The sequence below is a fragment of the Streptomyces sp. NPDC050416 genome (genome assembly GCF_044458845.1).
Taxonomy (GTDB): Bacteria; Actinomycetota; Actinomycetes; order Streptomycetales; family Streptomycetaceae; genus Streptomyces.
Window position 1 is genome coordinate 1 of sequence record NZ_JBITII010000019.1, and the last position, 20,021, is coordinate 20,021.

Genomic DNA, 20,021 nt, shown 5'->3' on the forward strand with positions numbered 1-20,021 from the left:
CCCGGGCCGCCCGCGGATTCGTGCGCCCGCGGCGCCTCCGGCCGGCCGCGGCGGCGCGGGCAGTGGTGGGGGTGGGGCGGCGGCGCGGTCACTGCGCCCGGCCCGGCCGGGCGCCCGGCTCGGGGGCGCGGGGCGCACCGCGGTCAGCTCGTGCCGGTCCAGTTGTGGGCGACGTCCACGACGACGCGGCCGTCGAGCTGCAGCACCCGGAAGGGCAGCCGGGCGCGGACGCCGAGCCCGATCTGGGTCTCGCCCTCGAAGCTGCCGGCGAACCGGGTGTCCCGGAAGGTGCGGTAGCCGGTGAGGTCCACGCCCGGCAGCGGGCGCGCGACCCGGCCGGGATACGTGGCGGCGCCGGTCTCCGGGTCGTAGGCGGGCGCTACGACCCGGACCTCGAGGACGGCTCCGCCGGCCACGGGTATCTCCCGGCCCGAGCCGTCCTGGTAGAGCCGGTCGACGTAGCGGACCGAGTAGCCGATGTCGCCGCCCCCGCCGGGCACGTCGATGACCATCCGGTCGAAGCAGGTGTGACGACCGGTCCGGATGTCCTTCACCGGCGCGGTCGTGCCACTGGTGTCGGTCTTGGGGAGGCTTCCCCAGCCGGTCGGACAGGCCGTGGCCTGGGCGGCTGCCCGGGCGGCGACCGGTGCGGCACCGGCCGGGACCGCTGCCACGCCCACCGTGGCGCCGACGAGCGCGAGAGTCGCGCATGCTGTTCTGATTCGTACCATTACCGCCCCCGAGGCTCATGTGTTGCTGGTATGGGGTGAGACGTCCGGACGGACCGAAAGGTTGCACCCACCGCGCCGGACCGCCGACCATGGCACATCCTGGTGGGGAGCGATGGGGTCCGGTGCGTCCGTACCGGGAGGACGCGAGATGGATGAGTCAACCGCCGTACCGGACGGGTCGCGGTCACCCGATGGCCGGCGCCGGGGCGGTGGTGACGGCCGGTCCCGGACCGGGGACACCGGCTGGATCGAGGATGCCCTGACCGCTGCGCTGATCGAGGCCGTACGGGACCTCGGGGGCTACGGCGGACTGGTCTACCTGCGCTCCCGCGACCGGCGTTCGCTCGTGCTCGCGATGGTGACCGGGGTGCCCCGGTCGCTGCTGAGGACCTGGTGGCGGGTGCCGGTGGGCGGTGCGCTGCCCATGGCGGAGGCCTACCGGCGCGGCGAGACGCTGTGGCTGCCGGACGAGCGCGCCACCATGGTGCGCTTCCCGCACTTCACCGCCGGGCTGCCGTACTCCTTCGGCTCGGCCTACCGGCCCGTCCGGATCGGCGACGAGACCGTGGGTGTCCTGGTCGTCCTGCGTTCGGCCGCCCGGTCGCCGATCGAAGCGGAGGCCGTGGAGCCGGCGCTGCGCCCGGCCGGACAGGCCATGGAGGAGTGTCTGACCCGCCTCGCCGCCGGCCGGGCGGGCGCGGAATCGGCCGCGGAATCGGCCGCTGACCGGGTCGAGTACGACGGCGAACCGGTGGGCGTGCGGCTGCCCACGCCCGCCGTCCATCCCGTCCGGGTCGGGCTCATCGACTGGGACCTGGACAGCGACCGGTGCACGGCGGACGACGAGGCGCTCGCCCTCCTCGGCATCGGCCGGGCGGACTTCGGCGGCACGATGGCGGAGATCGTGGCCCGGGTCAGCCCCGAGGACCTGCACGAACTGCGCGCGTGCCGGCACGACGCGCTCACGCTCGGCCGGGTCAGGTCCCGACACTTCCGGGTGCGGGACGACTCCGCGGGCGAGGCGGAGGCCGGCTACCGGCCCGTCGAGCTGTGGGGGCATCTCGTGCGCGGCGGCGCCGAGTCCGGCCGGATCCTGGCGGGGGCCCTCGTCGACGCCGTCAGCGGGCTCAGGGCGGCCGAGGCCGCCGAGCGGCTGCCCGACGGTGTCTTCTCCCTGGACCAGGACGGCCGCGTGACGTACGCCAACCACCGCTGCGAGGAACTGCTGGGCGGCGGCCGGGAGGCGCTCCTGGGCCGCTATCCGTGGGAGGTGATCACCTGGCTCCGGGATCCGGCGTACGAGGACCGCTACCGGGCGGCGATGCTGTCGCAGGAGCAGGTGTCCTTCCTCGTGCGGCATCCCGCCGGGAACTGGCTGAGCTTCGTGCTGTACCCGGACGTGCACGGGCTGACGGGCCGGGTCCGGCCGGCCCGGCCGCCCAGCGAGGCCGAGGCGGCGCGCGAGGCGGGGTCCGCCGCCGGTCCCGTACCGGGGGCCGTGGCGCCGCCGCCCGGGCCGGTCACGGCGGCGCGTGCCGGGGCGCTGTACCACGTGGTGCAGATGGCGAGCGTGCTCACCGAGGCGGTGACCGTCGAGGACGTGTGCCGGGCCGTGTCCGAGCAGTTGCTGCCCGCGTTCGGCGTCCGGGAGCTCGCCCTGTACACGGTCCGCGAGGGCCGGATGTACCTGCTGTGGGAGTCGGGCTATCCCGAGGGCTTCCTCGCCCCGTTCGAGGGGGTCACCCTCGACACGCAGCTGCCCGGTGTGCACGCGCTGACCACGCGGCTGCCGCTGTTCTTCGAGTCGCCCGAGGACCTCTCCGTCGCCTACCCGGGCATCACCCTGGACCGGATGAGCGCCTGGTCGTTCCTGCCGCTGATCGCCTCGGGGCATCCCGTCGGCTCGTGCATCCTCGGCTGGGACACCCCGCACCGGTTCACGCCCGACGAGCGTTCCGCGCTCACCGCGCTGAGCGGGCTGGCCGCACAGGCGCTGGAGCGGGCGCGGCTCTACGACGCCGAGTCCGCCGTCGCCCGCGGTCTTCAGGAGGGGCTGCTGCCGCACCGGCTGCCCGCCGTCGAGGGGCTGCGCACCACCGGCCGCTATCTGCCCGGCACCCAGGGCATGGCCATCGGCGGCGACTGGTACGACGTGATCACCACAGGGCGCGGGGTGGCCCTGGTCATCGGGGACGTCGAGGGCCACAGTGTCGGCGCCGCCGCGGTGATGGGCCAGCTGCGCAGTGCCGTGCACGCCTTCGCGGCGAGCGAGTGGCCGCCGCAGGAGGTCATCACGCACACCAACCGGCACCTGTCCGAGCTGGAGGCGGACGTCTGCGCCACCTGCTGCTACATCGAGCTGGACCCGCGTACGGGGCGGGCGTTCGCCGTGCGGGCCGGGCATCCCCCGCCGCTGCTGCGCCATCCCGACGGGCACGCGGAGACGCTGGATCTCGCGGGCGGCGTCATGCTGGGCGTGCAGCTCGACGCGGACTATCCCGTCACGGAGCTGACACTGGCTCCCGGCAGCGTCCTGGCCCTGTACACCGACGGGCTCGTTGAGCAGCCCGGCAGCGACATCGAGACGGGCATCGAGGAGGTCCGCCGCTGCCTCGCCGACACCCCGGCGGACTCGGTGGAGCAGCTCGCCGACCGGCTGGTGCGCACGGCCCGCCGCGCCCGGGAGCGGCCCGACGACGTGGCGCTGCTGCTGACGGCGTATCGCTGAACGACCGGGCTGCCGACGCACGCGACCGGTGTGCGCGGCGTGGCGCGGGGTACGGTGGGCGGGACGGGCGAGCGAGGCGGTGGTGGCGGTGGAATGGCAGCGGTACGCCGAGCAGATGGCGATGCTCGCCCGCGATCTGGTGGCGCAGGACTCGGTGCAGGCGACGCTGGACGAAATCTCGGCAGCCGCCGTGAAGCTGGTCGAGGGCTGTGACGCGGCCGGGATCCTGGCGGTGTCCAAGGGCAAGGCCGTGACGCTCTCCGTCTGCGGAGACATGGTCGAGGAGTCCGACCGGCTGCAGGGCGAGCTGGGCGAGGGACCGTGCTTCGACGCGGCCCGGCGCGTGGACGGCGAGCGGCTGTTCCGCATCGCCGACATGACGAAGCCGCAGCCGTCCTGGCCGCGGTTCTCCCAGGCGGCCCGCGACCTCGGGATCGGCAGCATGACCGGCGTGCTGCTCTACACCGGCGACGAGGACTTCGGCGCCCTCAACATGTACTCACGCCGGCCGGGGGCCTTCGGCAAGGACATCGAGGCCGCGGGCTGGCTGCTCGCCTCCCACGCCGCCGTCGCGCTGGCCACCGCCCGCACAGTCGACCAGCTCGAGCACGCCCTGGAGACCCGGCACGCCATCGGGGAGGCCATGGGGATCCTCATGGAGCGTCACCGGCTGAGCGAGGACCAGGCCTTCGACGTGCTGCGGCGCATCTCCCAGCACCACAACATCAAGCTGCGCGACGTCGCCCAGCGCGTCCGCGTCGACGCTCCCGGCCAGACCTGACCTAAGGCCTGTCGTTTGGATCAGGTCGCAGGGAACCGGCAGCGCTGATCAGCGCCGGTGAGCGGGGTCTGGTGCGTGCAGCTGCAAGGCGGAGGAGGGCGTCGATGCGGAGCATCGGCAACCGACGACAACGCCGCAGACGCGCGTGCCAGACCCCGCGTTTGCGGCGTGATCCAAACGACAGGCCCTAGCGCTGCGGCGACCTCACGCCGGGCCGCCGTCGGGGTGGGAGGTGCGCAGCAGGAGCACCGTGACGTCGTCGGCGTGCTGTCCGGTGTGGGTCGTGTGGTGGACGAGCCTGTCGATGAGCCGTTCCAGGTCGTGGCCGTCGCCGGCGTTGAGATGCCCGGCCAGGTCGGAGGTGGTCCGGGTCGTGTCGGTGCCGGGGAGCTCGACGAGGCCGTCGGTGTACAGGGCGAGGGTGGTGCCGGGCGGCAGGGGCGCGGTGGTGACCGGGTAGGTGGCGCCGGTGTCGATGCCCAGCAGCGGGCCGGGTTCGACGTCGAGGACGCCGGCGGTGGCGTGGGCGGGGCGCAGCAGCGGGGGCACGTGGCCCGCGCTGGCGAGGGCCACCCGGTGGTGTGCCAGGTCGAGGTGGGCGTAGAGGCAGGAGACGAGCAGTTCGGAGTCGAGGTCGGCCAGCAGCCGGTTGGTGCGGGCGAGGACCTCGCCAGGTGCGGCGCCCGCGGTGGCGTGGGCATGGATGGCGGTGCGGACCTGGCCCATGAGCGCGGCGGCGGCGATGCTGTGGCCTTCGACGTCGCCGATGACGGCGGCCGCGGTCGTGTCGTCCAGGCGCAGGACGTCGAAGAAGTCGCCGCCGACGTCGGCGTGTCCTGCGGGCAGATAGCGGGCGGCGACGTCGAGACCGGGCAGGTGCGGCAGGGCCCGGGGCAGCAGGGCGCGTTGCAGTTCGTGGACGAGTCGCTGCTGGGCGTCGTAGAGGCGGGCGCGGTCGAGGGCCTGGGCGATCAGGCCGGACAGCGAGGTGAGGACGGCGCGTTCGTCGGCCGTGAAGGTATGCGGGTGGTCGTAGGACAGGATGCAGCAACCGACCGGCCGGCCCGAGATGATCAGCGGGAGGAACGCCCAGGCCTGTTTGCCGCTGATCTGGGGTGCCCTGGGGTAGGTGCCGGCCATCTCGGCCGGGTCGGCGAAGAAGGCGGGAGCGCCGCTGGCGAGGACCTGGCCGGCTGGGGTGAGGTCGGTGTCCAGTGACAGGGCGTCCAGGCGCTCCATGACGTCGGCCGGGTAGCCGTGGTGGCCGGTGATCTTGAGGCGGCCGGCCTCGGCGGCGGACAGCACGAGGCCCTGGGCGCCGAAGGCGGGCAGGATCTGGTGGGCGATCAGCGACACGAGGTCGCGCACGGTCACCGTCTCGGTGAGCGCGGCGGCGAGGTGCACGAGTTGGTAGAGGCGTCCCGTCGGTGCGGCCGCGGACGGCCGTGCGGCGGCGGGCGGTGACGGGGGCTCGGTCTGTTCCGCCCCCGGGACGACGCGGACGCTGATGCCGCTGGTGTCGGGGTAGAGGTGGAAGGTCAGCCACCGGTCCGGCGGGCGGAGCGCGGTGAAGGACACCGGGGCGCGGCTGACGACCGCGGTGCGGTAGTGGTCCTCGTGGACGGGGTCGTCCAGCCAGGACAGAGACTGCCAGGGCCGGGTGCCCAGCAGCCGGTCGGCGCGGCGGCCGAGGAGGCGGGCGGCGGTGGCGGTGGCGAAGGTGATGCGGCCCTCCAGGTCGAGGCCGAGGGCGCCCTCGGGGAGGCGTTCGAGGTAGTCGGCGGCGGCCAGGCCGGTCTGCACGGGGTGGTGCGCGGCGTCGACGGGGACGACGCGCGGCTGGTCCGGCAGGGTGGGCGGCCGGGAGGCGTCGTCCAGCAGGCGGGCCATGCGGCGGGCGCTGGCGGTGATGTCGCCGCGTTCCCGGGCCGTGGCGATACGGGGGTGCGCGGCGGGCCACATCAGCACGACGCCGCCCCAGCAGCGCCGGACGCCGCTCAGCGGGGCCGCGGCCAGGGCGAACGGGTACGGCAGGACGGCGGCGGCCCGCGGATAGCGGCGGGCCATCTCGTCCTGGCTGCCGACGCAGACCAGGACGTCGTCGCGGACGGCGTCGGCGACCGGGACGGGTGCCGTCAGCGGCAGGCGCTGCCACGGGGCGGTGAACGCCACGGGCAGACCGCACAGCGCCACCAGGCGCAACACCGGCTCCGCCTCCTCGATCAGGTAGAGGCCGCCGATCGAGGCGCCGGTACCGCGCACGGTGTCGGCCAGGGCCACCCCCAGGGCGTCGTCCAGCGATCCGACGCCCCTGAGCAGCTCGTCGCTCCCGGGCATGATGTCCTCCCGCTCTTACCCGGACGCTACGCCTCGCGCGGCGCGGGGGCACGTCATCGGGCCGGGGCGCGAATGGGCCGGGCCGGGGGGCCGGAGGGCGTGGGAAGGCGCTGTGCCGGAGGGCGCGGAGGAGCGGTGTGCTGGAGGGCGCGGGCGGGTGGTGCGCCGGAGGGCACGGGCGGGTGATGTGCCGGAGGGCTGGCCGGACGGTGCGCCGGAGAGCTTGGGCGGGCGGTGTACCCGTGGGTGTGACCGGACGGTGCGCCGGAGCGCTGGCCGGATGGTGCGCTGGAGCGCTGGCCCATGTCATCGGGCCGGGCCGCAGAAGGCCGCGCGGCGCCGCAGGACGTGGGCGGGCGGCGTACCGGAGGGCGGGGTCGGGCGGAGCGCTGGCCGGGCGGCGTGCCAGGGCGCTCGCCGGGCGGCGCACCGGAGCACTGGCCCACGTCATCGACCGGGGACGCAGAAGGCCGCGCAGCGCCGCAGGACGCGGGCAGGCGGCATACCGGAGGGCGGGGTCGGGCGGAGCGCTGGCCGGGCGGCGTGCCAGGGCGCTCGCCGGGCGGCGCGCCGGAGCACTGGCCCACGTCATCGACCGGGGACGCAGAAGGCCGCGCGACGCCGCAGGACGCGGGCGGGCGGCATACCGAAGGGCCTGGCCAGGCGGAACGCTCGCCGGGCGGCGCGCCGGAGCACTAGTCGGGCGGCGCGCCGGAGCACTGGCCCACGTCATCGGCCGGGGACGCAGAAGGCCGCGCGACGCCGCAGGACGTGGGCGGGCGGCGTACCGGAGGGCGGGGTGGCGGAGCGCTGGCCGGACGGCGCGCCTGGCGCTCGCCAGGCGGAGCGTTCGGGGAACTGGCCGGGCGGCGTACCGGAAGGCCTGGCCGGGCGGAGCGGGGCAGGGCGGCGCGCCAGGGCGCTCGCCGGACGGTGTGCCGAAGCGCTCGTCGGACGGCGTGACGAAGGGCGTAGCCCGGCGGCATGCCGAAAAGCGCGGCCCGGTGGCGTGTCGTGCTGGCAGAATCGGAGGTCTCGACGGCGACCGGGAGGCCGGCCTTGCAGACGCTGACATCGCAGGATCCACTGGCCGTCGCCGTCACCGAGGCGATCCGGGGCGGTGATCTGCCCGGGCTGGGGCAGCTGCTGGCAGAGCATCCCGGTCTGGCCTCCGTCCGCGTCACCGAGCACGGCGAGGACGGCAAGGGCACGCGCAGTCTGCTGCACATCGCGACCGACTGGCCCGGTCACTACCCGCACGGCCCCGCGGTGATCGCCGCGCTGGTCGCCGCCGGGGCCGATCCCAACGCCCGCTTCGGCGGTGCGCACGAGGAGACGCCGCTGCACTGGGCGGCCAGCAACAACGACGTGCCCGTCCTGGACGCGCTCATCGCCGCCGGGGCCGACATCGAGGCCCCGGGTGCGGTGATCGCCGGCGGCACACCGCTCGCCGACGCCCGCGCCTTCGGCCAGTGGCGTGCCGCGCACCGGCTCGTCGAGCACGGCGCTCGCACCACCCTCCAGGACGCCGCCACGCTCGGCCTGCTGGACCGGGTCCGGGCGTATGTCGAGGCCGCTGAGCCGCCCGCGCCCGACGAGATCACCAGCGCCTTCTGGGGCGCCTGCCACGGCGGTCACCTGCCCACCGCGCAGTACCTCCACGGGCGCGGCGCGGACATCGACTGGTGCGGCTATGACAGCCTGACCCCGCTCGACATCGCCCGGGCCCAGGACGCGGACGACGTCGTGCGGTGGCTGCGCGGCCTGGGGGCGCGGAGCCGCTCGTAGCGTCCGCGGCGTCTCACAAGCAGTAGCGCACGAGCCACTCGTCCTGGTTGTACGCGGTGCGCGCCGGGTCCGGCGCGCCGGCGGCCCGTTCCTCGACCGTGTCCTCCAGGCGCACCGGCTCCGGCAGTGTCCCGAACCGGGCCCGGCGTGCTGCGGCCTCCGCCTCGCTGCTCCGCTGCGACGTCGCGTCGTCCACGGCGATTCCCCTCTCCGGCTGGTCTCCTACGACCGATCGGCCTCCCTGGGCAATGAGTTGACGTGCGAGCCGGGCTCATGGTTCCCGCGAGGGCCGCTTGTTCGACCCTACGAACTTTCCGCTCGGCTGTTTCCCTTGCACGACGCCAATGATAGTAAACCTTCCTGTCAGTTCCGCACGGCCAGCTCTCCCAACCCCCACCCTGCTTGGAGGCCCCGTGAGACACCCCTCGACCCCGGCAGCGCGCCGCACCGTTCTGGCGATGTTCGGCGCGACCCTCGCCGCCGCCCCGTTCCTGAAGCCGCCCCACGCCACGGCGTCCGTCCGTGCGGCCGGGCTCGACGATCCGGCGACGAAGGAGATCGCCATGCAGCTCGTGTCGAGCGCGGAGAACTCCTCGCTCGACTGGAAGGCGCAGTACCAGTACATCGAGGACATCGGCGACGGCCGCGGCTACACCGCCGGCATCATCGGGTTCTGTTCCGGCACCGGCGACATGCTCGACCTCGTCGAGCTGTACACCGACCGCAAACCGGGCAACGTCCTGGCGAAGTACCTGCCGGCGCTGCGCAGGGTCGGCGGTTCCGACTCGCACGACGGGCTCGACCCCGGCTTCCCCGGCGACTGGCGCAGGGCGGCCCGCGACGCCGAGTTCCGCCGCGCCCAGGACGACGAGCGCGACCGGGTGTACTTCGGCCCGGCGGTCCGGCAGGGGAAGGCGGACGGGCTGCGGGCGCTCGGCCAGTTCGCCTACTACGACGCCATCGTCATGCACGGCGACGGCAACGACCCCCTGAGCTTCCGCAACATCCGCAAGCGGGCGCTGCGCACGGCGAACCCGCCGGCGTGGGGCGGTGACGAAGTGACGTACCTCGACGCCTTCCTGGACGCACGCGTGTGGGCCATGAAGCAGGAGGAGGCACACAGCGACACCAGCAGGGTCGACACGGCGCAGCGGGTCTTCCTGCGCAAGCGCAACCTCGATCTCGACCCGCCGCTGGACTGGAAGGTCTACGGCGACAGCTACCACATCGGCTGACCCGTCGCGGCCCGGGCGGGGATTGGTCCACCAAGCAGGCACCGAAGTGGACCCCTTCCCGGGCCGCCCGGCTGCCTAGCGTCGCCCGTATGAACGCCACCACCACGCGCGGCGCCCTTCTCGCCGCGCTCGCCTGCGTCCTCGTCGGAGGGTCCTTCACGGCCAACAGCGTCCTGGGCGACTACCCGTACGCGGGCGGCCAGTTCCTGCGGTACGGGCTGGCCTGTCTGCTGCTCGTGCCGCTGGCCGGCAAGGGCGCCGCCGCCCGGCTGCGGGCGCTGACACCCCGTCAGTGGATCCGGCTCGCGCTGCTCGCCGCGGTCGGCATGGTCGGATTCAACCTGGCCGTCATCGCCGCGGAGCGCACGGCGGAGCCTGCGGTACCGGGCGTGTTCGTGGGCTGTGCCCCGGTGGTGGTCGCGGTGCTCGTGCCCCTCCTGGACGGACGTCGGCCCCAACGGGCCGTGCTGTACGGGGCGTTGCTCGTGGCCGTCGGTGCCTGCGCCGTCCAGGGCTGGGGGCGCACCGACGGCGCGGGCATCGCCTTCTCCATGTGCGCCCTGGCGGGAGAGGTCGGGTTCGCCGTGCTCGCCGTGCCCGTACTGCGGCCCCTCGGTCCCCGGCTGCTGTCCGCCACGGTGTGCGCGGTCGCCGCGCTGGAGTCGGCGGCGGCCGGGCTGCTCGCCGACGGCACCGGGTGGCTGCGGCGTCCGGACACCGTCGAGACCCGGGCCCTGCTGTGGCAGGCGGTGGTGGTCACAGTGGTCGGGTTCGTGTGCTGGTACATGGGCATGCAGCGGATCGGAGCGGAACGCGCCACCCTGTTCTCCGGCCTCATCCCGGTCGCGGCGGCCTGCACCGCACCGCTCGTCGGCACGGGCTCCTACGGTCTCGCCCAGGCGGCGGGCAGCGCGCTGGTCGGCCTCGGCGTCGCCCTCGGGTCCGGGGCGCTGACGCGGCCGGGCAGAGGCGGGCCGCCGGTGATCCCCGCTGGCGGCCGCACTCCCCCGGCGGCCACCATCCGGGGGAACGGCCGCCCGGAGGAGCGTGGTGACGCCGTGTCCGGCATGCCGGAGTGATCCCGCGCGCATCTAATGGACGGCGTCGTACGTCCCGTCCCACACAGGAGCCCACGGCCATGCCGCACACCCGCACCGGTGCAGGGGACGAGAAGGCCGCGCGGGCGGGTCTGCTGCGGAGGCTGGGCGAGTGGTGCGCACGCCACTTCGTGGTCGTCGTCATCGCCTGGCTCGTGGCGTTGGTGGCCCTCCAGGTCGTCAGCCGCTCGGTCGGCGGCACCTACTCCGACAACTTCACCCTGCCCCAGGCGCAGTCACAGAAGGGCCTGGACGTGCTGAAGAAGCACGATCCGCAGGCCGGCGGCTACAGCAGCCAGATCGTGCTGCACGACGACGGCCAGTCCCTGTCCGCTCTGAGCTCCCGGATGTCCACCGCGGTCGCCGATCTGGAGAAGCTGCCGCACGTCCTGTCGGCCCAGAACCCGCTCTCCGCCTCGGGTTCGTCCTCCGGCCAGTCGCAGCAGAACGTGGGGCCGTTGTCGGACAACGGGAAGACGGCCTACATCACCGTCCGCTTCGACGTGCAGCCGTCGACCCTCGGCGACGACTATCTGAACGGGGTCGACGACGCCGTCCAGCCGCTGCGTTCGGCCGGGGCGGAGGTGGAGTACGGCGGACCGCTCGGCGAGCTCGCCCGGCCGGCCGCCGACGACCGGGTGAGCGAGCTGATCGGGTTCGGGGTGGCCGTCGTCGTGCTGCTGGTCGGGTTCGGGAGCGTGATCGCCGCCGGTGTCCCGCTGCTGACCGCGCTGATCAGCGTCGTCGCCGGGCTCGCGATCCTCGGGCTGCTGGCCGCCGCGTTCACCTTCGCGACCGTCTCACCGACGCTGGCCACGATGATCGGGCTGGGCGTCGGGATCGACTACGCCCTGTTCCTGATCACCCGTCACCGGCAGAACCTCCTCGACGGGGCGGACCCGGTGCGGGCCGCCGGGCAGGCGGCCGCCACCAGCGGCCGCGCCGTCCTCGTCTCCGGCTGCACCGTGATCATCGCCCTGGCGGGCCTGTCCGCATCGGGGGTCTCGTTCATCGCCAAGCTCGGGTTCGCCGCCGCCGTCACGGTCGTCTCGGCCGTCACCGGCGCGCTCACCCTGGTCCCGGCACTGCTCGGCCTCCTCGGCCGGCACATCGACCGCTACCGGGTGCGCCGCCCCGTCGCCGAGACCGACACAGGCGCGGGTGATGCGCAGGGCACCTGGCACCGTTACGCGCAGCGGGTGGAGCGCCGGCCGCTGTGGTTCCTGGCGGCGGGTGTCGCGGTGATCGTCGTCCTGGCGATCCCGGTGCTGTCCATCCGGCTCGGCCACATCGGTGACGGCGCCGACCCGACGTCCTTCACCGACCGGCGGGCGTACGACCTGATGACCGACGCGTTCGGACCCGGGTCCAACGGTCCGCTGACGGCCGTCATCGACCAGACGGGAGTACCGGACTCACAGCGCTCCGATCTGGCCTCGAAGGCCCAGCAGACGCTCGATTCGGTCCAGGGCGCCGCCGTCGTCACGCCCTTGACGGCCACCCAGGACGGGGACGTCCTGATCGGCACGGTCTACTCGACGTCGTCTCCGCAGAGCGCCACGACCACGGACCTGGCCAACCGTCTGGTCGACGACACGCTGCCGGACGCCGTCCGGGGGACGGACGCCAAGGGGTACGTCACGGGCACGACGGCGGCGCAGGTCGACTTCCGCGACATCGTCGCCTCCCGGCTGGCGGTGATCATCGCCGTGGTGGTGGCCCTGGCGTTCCTGATCATCCTGGCCGTGTTCCGGGGGCTGCTCGTCGCCGTGAAGGCCGCTGTCCTGAACATCCTGTCGATCACCGCCTCGTACGGCGTGGTCGTCGCGGTGTTCCAGTGGGGCTGGGGCGGCCCCGCCCTCGGCGTCAACGGCACGGTGCCCATCGAGAGTTATGTGCCGATGATGATGTTCGCCATCATCTTCGGCCTCAGCATGGACTACGAGATCTTCCTGCTGTCCCGGGTCCACGAGGCGTGGCTGCGCACCGGGGACGCCAAGGCCTCGGTCGCGCACGCCCTGGAGATCACGGCCCGGGTCATCACCTGCGCCGCGCTGATCATGGTGAGCGTGTTCGCGGCGTTCATCGTCGGCGACAGCATCGTGGTCAAGATGCTCGGACTGGGGCTGGCCGTCAGCGTGCTGATCGACGCCACCGTCGTGCGCCTGCTCATGGTGCCGGCCGTGATGACGCTGCTGGGACGGCACGCCTGGTGGGCCCCGCGGTGGCTGGACCGGATGCTGCCGCACATCGACGCCGAGGGCGGACGGTCCTAGGCGGTGGGCTCAGTTGAGCACCAGGTGGACCAGGGCGACCGTGCCGACCGACACGATCAGGGTGCGCAGCACGGCGGGGCTGAAGCGGCGGCCCGTCCTGGCTCCGATCAGGCCGCCCAGTGCGGAACCCACGGCGATGAGCAGGACGGCCGTCCAGTCGAACTCCGCGAAGAAGAGGAAGAGTACGGCGGCGACGGTGTTGACGACGGCGGCCAGCACGTTCTTGACGGCGTTGAGCCGCTGGAGCGTGTCGTCGAGCAGCATGCCCATCAGGGAGACGTAGATGATGCCCTGCGCGGCGGAGAAATAGCCGCCGTAGACGCTGGCGAGCGTCAGGCCGGTGAACAGCAGCGGACCGCCGTCCCGACGGACGGGACCGCCTTCCGGGCGACGGCGGCGCACCCACTTGGAAATCAACGGCTGGCAGGCGACCAGGACGAGGGCGAGGCTCACGAGGACCGGCACGATCCGCTCGAAGGCGGATGCGGGCAGGGTCAGCAGCAGCACGGCTCCCGCGAGGCCGCCCAGTACGGCACCGATGCCGAGCAGCAGGACGCGGCGTCGCTGCCCGCGGAGTTCCTCGCGGTATCCGATGGCCGCGCTGATGGAGCCGGGGACCAGGCCGAGCCCGTTGGACACCGTTGCGGTGACGGGGGGCAGGCCGGTGGCGAGCAGGACCGGGAAGGTGATCAGCGTGCCCGAGCCGACGACGGCGTTGACGGCGCCCGCGCCCGTACCGGCGGCGAACACGGCCGCCATCTCGGCCGGCGTCACCGTGCTGCTCCGCCGGCGGCACCGCCGCGTCCGGCCTTCCTGGTCATGTTCATGGGATCACGCTAGAGGACGAGCGGTTCGGCGGCCGACGAAGGATGGCGGACGACCGGCCACGCGCGACGGCGGCGGGATCCGGGCCGGATCCCGCCGCCGTTCGCCGGTCGTGCCGGTGCCGTCGGTCAGCCTCGCCTGACGCGGCGCAGGACGACAAAGCCCGCGATGACCAGGACGGCGCCCGCCGCGGCCGGCCAGAGCTGGGCGCCGGTGTCGGCGAGACCGCCGCTGCCGACCGCCTGGGGCTCGGTACGGGACGGGACCGACGGGGTGGGAGCGGCGCTGGTCGCCGTTCCGACGGCCTGGGACTGGCCGAGACCGTCCGTGTCCTCGCCGGTGTCGTCCTTCGAGCCGCCCTGCTCACCGGCGTTCGCGGTGCCGCCTTCGGGCGTGGGCGTCGCGAACACCTCCGGCTCGTCGGTGCGCTGCGCGGCCGTGGGCGAACCGCCCTGCTCCGGCTCCTTCGGCTGCTCCTGCCCGGGGGCCGGCTTGTTCGTCGCCGGGGGCTTGGCGGCCTGGTCCTTCCCGCCGTCGCCGTCACCCGCGTCGACGGGCTTTCCGCCCGCGTTGCCGTCCTGCGCGTCCGGGGTGCGGGTGGGCTGCTCCTGCGGGGCCTCGGGGGCCTTCGTCGGCTCCGCGGGGGTCTTCGTCGGCTGCTCCTGCGGCTCCTCCTCCGGGTTGTCACCCGGTTCGGCTTCCGCTCCGGCGCCGCACGTGCGGCCGTCGTTGATGCAGTCGGCCATCTCCCGCATCAGGTCCTCGTCGAAGACGTTGATGAAGTCGCCGTGGTCGGTGACCGGCTTGTGCAGCTGCTCCGGGAAGGAGTCCACCGCGAACAGCGGTGTCGTACGGCCGCCGTCCTCCAGGCTCGGCGCGTCGACGTCGTAGACGATGCGCTGGACCAGCTGCGGGATGGGCCGGAAGCCGGACGGGCAGTTGCCGGCGGCGTCCGTGAACGCCACGTGGGTGCGGTGGTTGGCGCTGTCGATGTTGCGGCCGTCCCAGCAGCTCTGGAACCTGAAGGTGCGCACCACGTCGCTGCCCTGCGGGCACAGCGGGTACTTGTCCTTCAGCTGCCGGTCCTCGAAGCCCGTGCAGCTCCAGGACGCGTTGGCGTTGGCCGGGCCGTTGACGAACGACTTGGCGTCACCGGTGATGATGCGCAGCAGCCGCGGCATCTCGGTGACCTTGCCCTGCGGGTTCCCCACGAAGGTCAGCGTGACCTGCTTCGGCGTCACGATCTCGCCGGCGTTGCCCTCGATGCCGCCGCCGGGCGACTTGGCGTCCTGCTCCTGGGTGCCGTTCTGCAGGCGCAGCACGGGCCAGTAGTAGGAGGACTTGTCGCCCTGGTCGACACAACTGGTCTTGGCGTCGGCGAGGTCCTGGTCGCTGGCGAAGGCGTTGTTGGCCTGGTTCCCGACGTAGTCGTGGAAGTGGTGGGCGCCGTTGGTGACGCCCGGGGCGGCGATGATGTTGTCGGAGTTGAACAGGCCGTTCTCGTTCACGCCGCAGTCGGTGGCGAAGGAGCCCCGGGAGGCCTTCGTCCCCTGACGCGGGCTGCCGGCGTTCGGCTGGACGCTGGTGATGGGCGCGAAGTCGGCGGCGACCGGGCCGTTGCCCGCCTGTCCGCCGTTGGCACCCTGGCCGTCGCCCTCCTCCTGGCCGTCCTGCCCCTGGTCCTGCTCCTGGCCGGCCTGTTGGCCGCCGTTGCCGTCCTGGCCCTCGCCCTGCGCGGGGGCCTGGTTGCCGGAGTCCCGCACGGTGCAGGCGGCGAGGGCCTCGAGCCCTTCGGGGCGGTCCCCCACCCGGTCGATGGCGATCGCGATGCGTTCGAGGGCCGCGGCCCGCTTGTCCTTCAGCGGGTTCATGATCGCGTTGTCGGCGAAGCCGGAGTCCTGCTGCACCTGCTGCGCGGACTCGCTCAGACGCTGGTAAGCCTTGGCTATCTGCTCGTCCAGGAGGGCGAGTTCCTTGTCGACCTCCCCCCGCGCCTGCTCGGGGACCGAGGTCAGCTTGCTGCCGACGTCGGGGCAGTCGATCGTGGAGCCGGCGGTCCGGACCCCCGTACCGGACCGCGTCTGGGCGGAGTCACCGCCCGAACCGCCGTCGGTCGCGGAGGCGTAGACGTTCGCGGCCATCAGGCCGCCTCCGCCGAGGATCAGTGCGAATGCGGCGAAGGTCGCGCGTCGTGGGCCGGTAGGGCGTCTTCGCGTGTTGCGTCCCAAGGGTGCTCTCCTGCGCTTGTGGCGAACCGGGCATGAAAATCCCCTCGCCCCATACGTACGGGAGCACCGGCGTGTTCACGTGTCTCGAAAATTTTCGGAGAACTCTCATGAAGCCGCCAAACACCCGGACCCCGCCGGTCTCGTGGACCGGCGGGGAACCGCAGGTCAGCGGAAGTTCACGTCACTGCACAGGAAGTAGGTCTGGTCCATGTGCGACGCCTGCCAGACCGTGTAGACGACGTGCCGGCCGCTCAGGCCCGAAGTGCTCACGGGGATCTCGTAGTTCTGGCTGGGCGCGTACTTGCCGGTGCGTGCGACGAGCCGGAGGTCGTTCCACGTCAGCGGCTGGGTGGCGGGGTCGAAGCCCTGCCGTGTGACGTACACGAGGAAGTAGTCGGCGCCGTGGCTGGCCTGGTCGTACAGCTTCACGGTGAAGTCGCCCGTGACGTCGGTCGTCTTCCAGGCGCCCACCGTGTCCAGGGAGTTGTACCGGCCGCCCTCGGTGCGTCCGCCGCTGCACAGCTGGCCGTCGGGGACCACGGCCTGGAAGTTGCCGCCCGAGCCGTTGCGGTACAGGCCGTTCCAGTTCCACATGGCGTTGGGGTTGTCCTGCCACGCCTGCCAGCACATGGGGTCCTGCTGCGCCATCGCGGGGTTCTGGAAGTCGCTGCCCCAGCGCAGCCAGCAGCCGTAGTTGCGGGAGGCCGGGTCGACGACCGAGCCGTGCGCGACGGCGGTGCCGCTCCAGGGGATGAGGCTGAGGAGCGTGGCGACCAGGACACTCAGGGCGAGCGTCAGACGGGAGCGGATTCTACGAGCATGACCATGACAATCCATGATCTCCCTCTTTCGAATGTGGGGGTTGCAGTGCTCTCGATGTCGTTCCGTGGGGGTGCGGGAGCGCCTGCGTGGGAGCGCTCCCGCAAGCCCAGGCTGCGCCGGATGGCCGGGGTCGGCAACGTGCGTTTGCGCCACTTCCGTGTCCCCTGGCGCGTTCGATGCGTTCGAAGCGTTCGAGAGGGTCTTCAGAGCCGGTCGAGTTCCTTCGTGGTACGGCCGAGGTAGGTGGCCGAGCCGGGCTCGGGGACGTCGAGTTCATGGAAGCCCATGCGGTCGTAGAAGGCCCTGGCCCGGGTGTTGGCGGTCGCCATGGCCAGGTGGACGGCCGGCACTCCCCTGCCCTGGAGGGACGCGAGGAACGTCCGCATCAGACGGCGGCCATGGCCGCTCCCCTGCCACTCGGGCAGCAGGTCGATGTGCAGGTGGGCGGGGCAGGCCGCGAGTTCGGGCAGCACCATCCGCTCGGGGTTGTGCAGCAGTGCCGCCATCGCCTCGTCCGGAGTGCGGGGCGGCTCCGGGGGCTTCGGGTAGCGGTCGGCGACCAGGGGCAGCCATGTGCTGCGGAAGGCCTCGGCGAAGCGCGCGGTGTCGGCCGTGCCGAGGATGTAACCGACCGCCCGCTCCTGCCCGTCGTCCAGCACGAACGCCAGGTCGGGCTCCAGATGGACGTACGGAGCCGCGAAGGTGACCGGGAAGATGCCGGGGTCCGTGTAGTGAGGGCGGCTGTCCTGGCCGTTGTGCGCGGTGCGGACGCAGATGTCGTCGAGGGCCGGACGGTCTTCGGAGCGGTACGGGCGGATGACGGGGAGCGTGGTCATGCCTAGCATCGTGCCCGTTCTGGGAGCGCTCCCTCAATCCGACCGGAGAGGCTGGAGCGGCGGGGGCCCCGCAGGGCGAGTCGGCCACGGACGGTCTCCGCCGAGCGCGGCTTAACCGCACGGCTCGGGGTTACCCGGCTCTCATGGTGAAGCTGCATATTCCGGGACGAAAAGAACATCACGCGAGCGAGGCACCGCCTCGGGACTCCGCCCCGGCCCGGGCTGCCGCTCCGGCCGCGGAGAGGTCCGGCCCCAGGCCGGACCAGGAGCCCGGTCCGGGGCCCGAAGTGGAGCGTGCCGCGCCGGACAGCCCGAGTGAGCTCCCCCGGAAGTCGTGGGGTGCGGTGCTGAAGGGGAGCCTTAGGGAGTTCAAGGACGACGAGCTGGCCGACCGGGCGGCGGCCCTCACGTACTACGGGGTGCTGGCGCTGTTCCCGGCGCTGCTGGTGCTGGTGTCGCTGCTGGGCATCACCGGCAAGTCGACCACCGACAAGGTGCTCGACAACGTCCAGCAGCTCGCCCCCGGCTCGGCCCGCGACATCATCACCCGGGCCGTCGAGCAGTTGCAGGGCAACGCCGGGATCGGCTCGCTGATGGCGATCGTCGGTCTCCTCCTCGCAGTGTGGTCGGCCTCCGGCTACGTGGCGGCGTTCATCCGCTCCGCCAACGCCGTCTACGACATGCCCGAGGGACGGCCGGTGTGGAAGCTGCTGCCGGTGCGGGTGGCCGTGACGGTCGTGCTGATGGTGCTGGCCGTGATCAGCGCGCTGATCGTGGTCTTCACGGGCGGACTGGCCCGGCAGGTCGGAACCACGCTCGGGATCGGGGACACCGCGCTGACGGTCTGGTCGATCGCGAAGTGGCCCGCTCTCGTGGTGCTGGTCACGATCATGATCGCGATCCTGTACTGGGCGACCCCGAACGCCAAGGTGAAGGGGTTCCGCTGGATCACGCCGGGCAGTCTGCTGGCGCTGCTGATCTGGATGATCGCCTCGGCCGGCTTCGCGGTCTACGTGGCCAACTTCGCCTCGTACAACAAGACATACGGCACGATGGCCGGCGTCATCGTCTTCCTGGTGTGGCTGTGGATCACGAACCTGGCGATCCTGCTGGGCCTGGAGTTCGACGCCGAGACGGTCCGGCAGCGGGCCATCGCCGGTGGTCATCCGCCCGAGGCGGAGCCGTACACGCAGCCGCGTGACACCCGCAAGTGGGACGAACAGGACCGGCGCCGCATGGAAGGGACCTGATCCGTTCAGCCCATGAGTCCGGCGGCGACCGTCGCGCCCAGTTCCCAGCACTTCTCGACGTCGTCCTTGCCGGGCTCGCCGGTCACCGTCACGGCCTCGGCGGCACGGCGCCAGCCGAGGCCCGTCGTGATCGACTCGATGCCCCGCACGGCCCCGGTGACGTCGTTCCCGCCATGCACCCAGTACCCGAAGGGCCGGCCGCGGGTCGCGTCGAGGCACGGGTAGTAGACCTGGTCGAAGAAGTGCTTCAGGGCGCCCGACATGTAGCCGAGGTTGGCGGGGGTCCCGAGGAGGTAGCCGTCGGCGGCGAGGACGTCGGAGGCGGTGGCGGCGAGCGCCGGCACGCGGACGACCCGGACGTCCTCGATCTCGGGGTCGCTCGCCCCGGAGACGACGGCTTCGAACATCGCCTGGCAGTTGGGCGAGGGAGTGTGATGGACGATCAGCAAGGTGGCCACGTCGACCGACCTTACAAGTCGTGACGACCATGAGTGTCCGGCGCGAGAACTGGTACCCGTCCGTCGCTCTCCGTACGAGAAAGGAAGGTACCGCCTTGTCACAGGTAGAGGAATCCATCGAGGTCCGCGTCCCCGTGCACACCGCGTACAACCAGTGGACGCAGTTCGAGGACTTCCCCCAGTTCATGGACGGCGTGGAGCGGATCGAACAGCGCACGGACACCCTGACGCACTGGGTGACGAAGGTCGGCGGCCAGGAGCGGGAGTTCGACGCGGAGATCACCGAGCAGATCCCCGACGAGCGGGTCGCCTGGACCACCGTGAACGGCGAGGCCAGGCAGGCCGGAGTGGTGACCTTTCACCGGATCCATGACGACACGACCAAGGTCATGCTCCAGATGGAGTTCGACCCCAGTGGCGTGGCCGAGACCGTGGGCGACAAGCTCGGGTTCGTGAAGCGGCAGGTCTCCGGTGATCTGCGGCGGTTCAAGCAGTTCATGGAGGCCCGGGGGACGGAGACCGGGGCCTGGCGCGGCGAGGTCTGATCAGCGTCTGATCAGCGAGAAAGGCGGCCGCCACCACTGATCGTGGTGGCGGCCGCCTTCTGTCCGGGCTCCTGTCCGGGCTGT

General features: G+C 72.7%; 16 protein-coding genes. 8 read left to right on the forward strand and 8 right to left on the reverse strand.

What is annotated here, in order from left to right; translation table 11 throughout:
* Positions 1-143 precede the first annotated feature (143 nt).
* Complete coding sequence (locus tag ACIBL4_RS38265; RefSeq protein ID WP_399416429.1) at positions 144-731, reverse strand: hypothetical protein; 588 nt, start codon at positions 729-731, stop codon at positions 144-146.
* 148 nt (positions 732-879) lie between these two features.
* Here ACIBL4_RS38265 and ACIBL4_RS38270 point away from each other — a divergent pair, with 148 nt between their 5' ends.
* Together ACIBL4_RS38270 and ACIBL4_RS38275 are read left to right on the forward strand one after the other, a co-directional pair.
* Positions 880-3,459 (forward strand): SpoIIE family protein phosphatase, encoded by a 2,580-nt coding sequence (locus ACIBL4_RS38270; protein WP_399416430.1) that lies wholly within the window; start codon positions 880-882, stop codon positions 3,457-3,459.
* Between the two features lie 115 nt (positions 3,460-3,574).
* Positions 3,575-4,240, forward strand: coding sequence for an ANTAR domain-containing protein (locus tag ACIBL4_RS38275; RefSeq protein WP_399416511.1), 666 nt, complete (start codon positions 3,575-3,577; stop codon positions 4,238-4,240).
* Positions 4,241-4,444: 204 nt separating this feature from the next.
* Here ACIBL4_RS38275 and ACIBL4_RS38280 read toward each other — a convergent pair whose 3' ends face one another.
* Positions 4,445-6,577, reverse strand: a complete 2,133-nt coding sequence (locus ACIBL4_RS38280; RefSeq protein ID WP_399416431.1) for a SpoIIE family protein phosphatase — start codon at positions 6,575-6,577, stop codon at positions 4,445-4,447.
* 1,059 nt (positions 6,578-7,636) lie between these two features.
* Here ACIBL4_RS38280 and ACIBL4_RS38285 point away from each other — a divergent pair.
* A complete protein-coding gene (locus tag ACIBL4_RS38285) occupies positions 7,637-8,365 on the forward strand; it encodes an ankyrin repeat domain-containing protein (RefSeq protein WP_399416433.1) in 729 nt (242 codons plus the stop codon).
* Positions 8,366-8,378: 13 nt separating this feature from the next.
* Here ACIBL4_RS38285 and ACIBL4_RS38290 read toward each other — a convergent pair whose 3' ends face one another.
* On the reverse strand, positions 8,379-8,561 hold the full coding sequence (locus tag ACIBL4_RS38290) for a hypothetical protein (RefSeq protein ID WP_399416434.1): 183 nt from the start codon (positions 8,559-8,561) through the stop codon (positions 8,379-8,381).
* A gap of 262 nt (positions 8,562-8,823) precedes the next feature.
* On the opposite strand from ACIBL4_RS38290, the gene ACIBL4_RS38295 reads away from it, so the two are divergent.
* The 3 genes from ACIBL4_RS38295 to ACIBL4_RS38305 all read left to right on the forward strand — a co-directional run bounded on the left by ACIBL4_RS38295 (position 8,824) and on the right by ACIBL4_RS38305 (position 12,973).
* Positions 8,824-9,600, forward strand: coding sequence for a chitosanase (locus ACIBL4_RS38295; RefSeq protein ID WP_399416512.1), 777 nt, complete (start codon positions 8,824-8,826; stop codon positions 9,598-9,600).
* A gap of 89 nt (positions 9,601-9,689) precedes the next feature.
* Entirely contained in the window at positions 9,690-10,679 is a 990-nt protein-coding gene (locus ACIBL4_RS38300; RefSeq protein ID WP_399416435.1) for a DMT family transporter, read from the forward strand.
* Positions 10,680-10,738: 59 nt separating this feature from the next.
* Positions 10,739-12,973, forward strand: coding sequence for an MMPL family transporter (locus tag ACIBL4_RS38305; RefSeq protein ID WP_399416436.1), 2,235 nt, complete (start codon positions 10,739-10,741; stop codon positions 12,971-12,973).
* A gap of 9 nt (positions 12,974-12,982) precedes the next feature.
* On the opposite strand, the gene ACIBL4_RS38310 is transcribed toward ACIBL4_RS38305, so the two are convergent.
* The 4 genes from ACIBL4_RS38310 to ACIBL4_RS38325 all read right to left on the reverse strand — a co-directional run bounded on the left by ACIBL4_RS38310 (position 12,983) and on the right by ACIBL4_RS38325 (position 17,684).
* Positions 12,983-13,732, reverse strand: a complete 750-nt coding sequence (locus ACIBL4_RS38310) for a sulfite exporter TauE/SafE family protein (protein ID WP_399416513.1) — start codon at positions 13,730-13,732, stop codon at positions 12,983-12,985.
* 194 nt (positions 13,733-13,926) lie between these two features.
* On the reverse strand, positions 13,927-15,939 hold the full coding sequence (locus tag ACIBL4_RS38315) for a DUF1996 domain-containing protein (protein WP_399416437.1): 2,013 nt from the start codon (positions 15,937-15,939) through the stop codon (positions 13,927-13,929).
* 252 nt (positions 15,940-16,191) lie between these two features.
* Positions 16,192-16,863: a lytic polysaccharide monooxygenase gene (locus ACIBL4_RS38320; protein WP_399416438.1), complete on the reverse strand. Its 672-nt coding sequence runs from the start codon at positions 16,861-16,863 to the stop codon at positions 16,192-16,194.
* A 188-nt stretch (positions 16,864-17,051) separates the two neighbouring features.
* Positions 17,052-17,684 (reverse strand): GNAT family N-acetyltransferase, encoded by a 633-nt coding sequence (locus tag ACIBL4_RS38325; protein ID WP_399416439.1) that lies wholly within the window; start codon positions 17,682-17,684, stop codon positions 17,052-17,054.
* A 143-nt stretch (positions 17,685-17,827) separates the two neighbouring features.
* On the opposite strand from ACIBL4_RS38325, the gene ACIBL4_RS38330 reads away from it, so the two are divergent.
* Entirely contained in the window at positions 17,828-18,934 is a 1,107-nt protein-coding gene (locus ACIBL4_RS38330; RefSeq protein WP_399416440.1) for a YihY/virulence factor BrkB family protein, read from the forward strand.
* A 5-nt stretch (positions 18,935-18,939) separates the two neighbouring features.
* Here ACIBL4_RS38330 and ACIBL4_RS38335 read toward each other — a convergent pair whose 3' ends face one another.
* A complete protein-coding gene (locus ACIBL4_RS38335; RefSeq protein WP_399416441.1) occupies positions 18,940-19,392 on the reverse strand; it encodes a flavodoxin family protein in 453 nt (150 codons plus the stop codon).
* Between the two features lie 95 nt (positions 19,393-19,487).
* Between ACIBL4_RS38335 and ACIBL4_RS38340 the strand changes: the two genes are divergently transcribed.
* The gene (locus ACIBL4_RS38340; RefSeq protein WP_399416442.1) at positions 19,488-19,937 is read left to right on the forward strand and encodes an SRPBCC family protein; all 450 of its coding nucleotides are present in this window, start codon (positions 19,488-19,490) and stop codon (positions 19,935-19,937) included.
* Positions 19,938-20,021 lie beyond the last annotated feature (84 nt).

What these genes read in the sequence shown, in the direction of transcription:
- ACIBL4_RS38265 (WP_399416429.1), bottom strand. Translation starts at nt 731, where the DNA reads ATGGTACGAATCAGAACAGCATGCGCGACTCTCGCGCTCGTCGGCGCC.
- ACIBL4_RS38270 (WP_399416430.1), top strand. Translation starts at nt 880, where the DNA reads ATGGATGAGTCAACCGCCGTACCGGACGGGTCGCGGTCACCCGATGGC.
- ACIBL4_RS38275 (WP_399416511.1), top strand. Translation starts at nt 3,575, where the DNA reads ATGGCGATGCTCGCCCGCGATCTGGTGGCGCAGGACTCGGTGCAGGCG.
- ACIBL4_RS38280 (WP_399416431.1), bottom strand. Translation starts at nt 6,577, where the DNA reads ATGCCCGGGAGCGACGAGCTGCTCAGGGGCGTCGGATCGCTGGACGAC.
- ACIBL4_RS38295 (WP_399416512.1), top strand. Translation starts at nt 8,824, where the DNA reads ATGTTCGGCGCGACCCTCGCCGCCGCCCCGTTCCTGAAGCCGCCCCAC.
- ACIBL4_RS38300 (WP_399416435.1), top strand. Translation starts at nt 9,690, where the DNA reads ATGAACGCCACCACCACGCGCGGCGCCCTTCTCGCCGCGCTCGCCTGC.
- ACIBL4_RS38305 (WP_399416436.1), top strand. Translation starts at nt 10,739, where the DNA reads ATGCCGCACACCCGCACCGGTGCAGGGGACGAGAAGGCCGCGCGGGCG.
- ACIBL4_RS38310 (WP_399416513.1), bottom strand. Translation starts at nt 13,732, where the DNA reads ATGGCGGCCGTGTTCGCCGCCGGTACGGGCGCGGGCGCCGTCAACGCC.
- ACIBL4_RS38315 (WP_399416437.1), bottom strand. Translation starts at nt 15,939, where the DNA reads ATGGCCGCGAACGTCTACGCCTCCGCGACCGACGGCGGTTCGGGCGGT.
- ACIBL4_RS38320 (WP_399416438.1), bottom strand. Translation starts at nt 16,863, where the DNA reads ATGGATTGTCATGGTCATGCTCGTAGAATCCGCTCCCGTCTGACGCTC.
- ACIBL4_RS38325 (WP_399416439.1), bottom strand. Translation starts at nt 17,684, where the DNA reads ATGACCACGCTCCCCGTCATCCGCCCGTACCGCTCCGAAGACCGTCCG.
- ACIBL4_RS38330 (WP_399416440.1), top strand. Translation starts at nt 17,828, where the DNA reads ATGGTGAAGCTGCATATTCCGGGACGAAAAGAACATCACGCGAGCGAG.